The 4937-nt window shown below is 67.0% G+C and carries 3 protein-coding genes; all 3 read left to right on the top strand.

What is annotated here, in order from left to right; translation table 11 throughout:
- Positions 1-260, top strand: a 260-nt coding sequence (locus tag VFZ66_06980) for a hypothetical protein (GenBank protein HEX6288915.1), incomplete at its 5' end; no start/stop codon positions are given.
- A gap of 98 nt (positions 261-358) precedes the next feature.
- Positions 359-4693, top strand: a complete 4335-nt coding sequence (locus VFZ66_06975; GenBank protein ID HEX6288914.1) for a MupA/Atu3671 family FMN-dependent luciferase-like monooxygenase — start codon at positions 359-361, stop codon at positions 4691-4693.
- An 11-nt stretch (positions 4694-4704) separates the two neighbouring features.
- The coding region (locus VFZ66_06970; protein HEX6288913.1) for a hypothetical protein at positions 4705-4937 on the top strand (233 nt) is incomplete at its 3' end.

Raw genomic sequence — 4937 nt, 5'->3', positions numbered from 1 at the left:
TCACTGTTACGATGTCGACTCTCACGCTGATCGATGTACATCTCGCGGCGCGCTGCTGCCGCGCGCTGCTTCGGATCAGCAAGGGTACACGCGGCAACCCTGAGCGTATCGAAAGTCCAGCAGCCAACTTCAGCCAGCCCGCTGGCTGTGCCGCAATCCGGGGCTACTCTGCGCTCGTGCAACTTCTCACCCCGGACATCCGCCGCCCCGCGCAGCAGGCCACGATCGTGCCAGCGCAGGCCTCGGCTCGGCGAGCATAGGTAAGTCAGACGATGTTCCTAGACAATGTCCATTTATAGATAGTGAACTATAGATTTCGGGTGGCTGGTGAGGCTCACCTCCCCCAAGGAGTGCTCACATGCCTGACTATCAGGACGAAACCGGCATCGCGATTATTGGCATGGCCGGAGCCTTTCCCGGCGCGAAGACCCTGGAGCAGTTCTGGGACAACCTGCGCTCCGGCGTCGAGTCGATCGCCCAACTGAGCGATGCCGAGCTACTGGCTCGCGGCGCTGATCCGGTGGCGCTTCAGGACCCACGCTATGTCAAAGCCGCCGCCATGCTCGACGGCATCGAAGAGTTCGATGCGACCTTCTTCGGCATGACCCGTCGCGAGGCGGAGATCACGGACCCGCAGCAGCGCATCTTTCTAGAGCGCGCATGGGAGGCCCTTGAGCACGCCGGATACAACCCCGAACGCTTCCCCGGCACGATCGGCGTCTACGGCGGCGGCAGCACCAACACCTATCTGCTGTTCAATCTGCTGGCGCGCCCCGATCTGCTCCAATCCTTCGACCCGGTGCAGATCGATATTACCAACGCGGGCGATCACCTGACCACGCGCGTCTCGTATAAGCTTAACCTGCGCGGCCCCAGCCATCTGATCCAGAGCGCCTGCTCGACCTCGCTGGTAGCGGTGCATGTCGCATGCCAGGGGCTGCTTAACTATGAGTGCGACCTGGCATTGGCGGGCGGCGTCTCGATCAACGCCCAGCAGCGGCTCGGCTATCAATACCTGGAAGGCGGGATCGTCTCGCCCGACGGCCACTGCCGTGCCTTCGACGCCAGTGCGCAGGGCACGATCTTCGGCAGCGGCGTCGGCATCGTCGTGCTCAAGCGCATGGCCGACGCGCTGGCGGACGGCGATACGATCCATGCAGTGATTCGCGGCTCGGCGATCAACAACGACGGCGCACTCAAAGTGGGCTACACCGCGCCGAGCGTCCACGGCCAGGCCGAGGTGATCAGCGAGGCGCTGAGCTTCGCGAACCTCGACCCGACGACGATCTCCTACATCGAGGCGCACGGCACCGGCACCGCGCTGGGCGATCCGATCGAGATCCAGGCGCTAACCAAGGCCTTTCGCGCCACCACCGACGCCAGCGGCTTTTGCGCGGTCGGCTCGGTCAAGAGCAACATCGGCCACCTGGGCGCTGCCGCCGGCGTCGCCAGCCTGATCAAAGCCGTCCAGGCGCTCAAGCATCGCGAAATGCCGCCGACGCTGCATGTCACGCAGCCCAACCCGGCGATCGATTGGGCGGGCAGCCCCTTTTATGTCAACACCCGACTTCAGCCGTGGCCCGCCGGTGACGCGCCCCGGCGGGCGGGCATCAGCTCGTTTGGCGTAGGCGGCACCAATGCGCACGTGATCCTCGAAGAAGCGCCCGCTCAGGAGCCGACCAGCCCGTCGCGACCCTGGCAGGTGCTCGTGATCTCGGCCAAAACGCCCGGCGCGCTGGAGCTGGCGACCGAAAATCTGTCGCAGTATTTCCGCCAGCAGCCAGCAGCCGATCTGGCCGACATCGCCTACACGCTCCAGCTTGGACGGACCAGCTTTCCCTACCGTGGTATGCTGGTCTGCCGCGACAGCGCCGACGCGCTGGCAACCCTGGAGCGGCTCGATCCACAGCGAGTCTTTCGCGCCTTCGAGGAGCGCAGCGACCGGCCTGTAATCTTTCTGCTTCCCGGCCAGGGCGCGCAATATGTCAACATGGGCCGTGAGCTGTACGAGCACGAGCCGGTCTTCCGCGCCGCCCTCGACCGCTGCTGCGATCTGCTCCTGCCGCACCTCGGCCGCGACCTGCGCCGCCTCCTCTATCCGACACCCGCCGACGCCGCCAGCACCGCCCAGCAGATCGATCAGACGCAGATCACCCAGCCCGCGCTCTTCGTGGTCGCGTATGCCCTCGCCCAGCTCTGGATCGCCTGGGGCGTGCAGCCTGCGGCAATGGTCGGCCACTCGATCGGCGAGTACGTGGCCGCCACCCTCGCGGGCGTGTTCCGCCTGGAAGACGCGCTCGCGCTCGTCGCCGCGCGCGGACGGCTGATGCAAGCCCTGCCCCCCGGCGCGATGCTCGCCGTGCCGCTGCCCGCCCCCGCCGTGCAGCCCTGGCTCGGCCGCGATCTCGCGCTGGCCGCGATCAACGGCCCCGCACAGTGCGTCGTCTCCGGTCCCACCGAGGCCGTCGCCGCGCTCGAAGCGCAGTTGCGGGCGCAGGGCAGCGACGTGCGGCGGCTGCCCACCTCGCACGCCTTCCACTCGGCGATGCTCGACCCGATGCTGGACGCCTTCACCGCCGAGGTCAGCCGCGTGGGGCTCGCAGCGCCGCTGATCCCGTTCGTCTCCAACGTGACCGGCGCCTGGATCACCGCCGAGGAGGCGACCAGCCCGCGCTACTGGGCACACCACCTGCGGCAGACCGTGCGCTTCGGCGATGGCCTGCACACGGTGCTTCAAGAGCCGGACGCGATCGTCTTGGAAGTCGGGCCAGGGCAGGCCCTCAGCCGACTGGCGCGGCGGCATCCGGCGTACAGCCGCAAGCACACCGCGCTGCCTTCGCTGCCCTCGGCGCGCGAGCAGGAGTCCGATCTGGCGTTCATGCTGACGACTCTGGGCAAGCTCTGGCTGGGCGGCGCAGCCGTCGATTGGGCCGGACTGTATAAGGACGAGCGTCGTCGCCGGGTGTCGCTACCGACCTATCCGTTCGAGCGGCAGCGCTACTGGATCGAGCCGCTGCCCGGCACAGCGCAGATGCCGAAGATCGCGGTGGAGTGCGCGCCCGCAGCGCTGCCGACACAGGAGGAGCAGCCGGAGCCTACGCCCGTCGCGATCCGCCCCGACATCGCGACCGCCTACGTCGCGCCGCGCAACGAGATCGAGCAGCGGGTGGCGGCGATCTGGCAGGAGATGCTCGGCATCGAGCACCTGGGCGTCTACGACAACTTCTTCGAGCTAGGCGGTCACTCGCTGCTTGGCCTTCAGGTCATCTCGCAGCTCCGCGACGCTTTCCAGATCGATCTGCCGCTCGAAGCCTTCTTCCAGCAGCCGACCGTCGCCGGACTGGCCGAGGCGATTGCCGCTGAGCAGCCGGAGCCGGAGGAACTGGACGAGATCGCCCGGATTCTGGCCGAGGTCGAGGGCCTTGAGCTGGATCAGCTCTCCGCCGAGCTGATGGCCGTCTGGATCACTGAGCCAGCCGAGCTGGCCGCCCCACCTGCGCCGGTTGTGCATGAGTTCGTGGAGCTGCCGAGCGCGCCGATCCTGCCGATCGAGCCGCCGCGTGTGACGACCAACGGCAGGCGCGCGCTGCTACCGCCGAGCGTCGAGCAGCCGATGCAGTTCAGCCTGTGCTACTTCTCCAGCGACGAGGCCGTGCTGACCGACGATAAGTACCGGCTGCTGCTCGAAGGCGCGAAGCTGGCCGACCAGTACGGCCTGACCGCGATCTGGACACCGGAGCGTCACTTCCATCACTTCGGCGGGCTGTATCCCAACCCGGCCACGCTCGGCGCGGCGCTGGCGGTGGCGACCGAGCGCGTGCAGATCCGGGCCGGCAGCGTCGTGCTGCCGCTGCACCATCCGATCCGCATCGCCGAGGAATGGTCGCTGGTCGATAATCTCTCCAAGGGGCGCACCGGCGTTGCCTTCGCCTCAGGCTGGCACGCCGACGACTTCGTCTTCTTCCCTGAGCACTACGCCGAGCGCAAAAAGCTGACCGTCGAGGGCATTCGGACGATCCGGCAGCTCTGGCGCGGCGAGCCGATCCTGGTGCGTGGCGGCGGCGGCAACGAGATCCCGGTGCGGCTCTTCCCCAGGCCGATCCAGCCGACGCTGCCGATGTGGCTTACCGCCGCGAATAGCCCGGAGACGTTTGTGCGCGCAGGCGAGCTTGGCCTCAACGTGCTGACCTCGGTGGTCGAGCTAACCTTAGAGCAGTTGGAGGAGCGTATCGCGCTCTACCGCGCGACGCTGGCCGAGCACGGGCACGATCCGCAGCAGGGCCATGTGACGGTGATGCTGCATACATTCATCGGCGAGGACGACGACGAGGTCAAAGAGATCGTGCGCGAGCCGTTCTCGAACTACCTGCGGACCCACGGCTCGCTGCTGCGCAATCTGGCCCGCAGCCTGAACCTGAAGATCAACCTCGACAATATCTCCGCCGCCGACGAGCGCACGCTGGTCGGGTTTGCCTTCGAGCGCTACTTCGAGCAGGCCTCGCTCTTCGGCACGCCGGAGAAATGTATTCCGATCATCGACCGGCTTCAGGCGATCGGCGCGAACGAGATCGCCTGTCTGATCGACTTCGGCGTCGCGACCGACACGGTGCTGGCGAGCCTGCGGCACCTGAACGATCTGCGCGGCTACTATGCTATTCGTGCCAAGGCGAGCGCGCTCGCTATGCTGAGCTAAAAGGTGAGCACATGAACGATCTATCGAAGCGGATAGCGGCGCTCTCGCCGGAGCAGCGGGCGGTCTTTGAGCAGCGACTCAAGCAGCGCGGCCTGAGCGCCCCGACGGTCCAGGTCATCCCCCGGCGCTCGACGAGTGACGAGATCCCGCTCTCCTTCGGGCAGCAGCGGTTCTGGTTCCTCAACCAGCTCGATCCCGAAAGCCCGGCCTACAACGCGCCGTCGGCGGTGCGGCTCAGCGGCCC

It is taken from the genome of Herpetosiphonaceae bacterium (assembly GCA_036374795.1).
GTDB lineage: Bacteria > Chloroflexota > Chloroflexia > Chloroflexales > Kallotenuaceae > LB3-1.
The sequence above is the reverse complement of the archived record's forward strand: the minus strand, read 5'-3'. Positions and strand labels throughout refer to the sequence as shown.

Bases quoted from the DNA above. Each gene is read 5' to 3' on its own strand.
- VFZ66_06975 (HEX6288914.1), top strand. From the start codon at position 359: ATGCCTGACTATCAGGACGAAACCGGCATCGCGATTATTGGCATGGCC.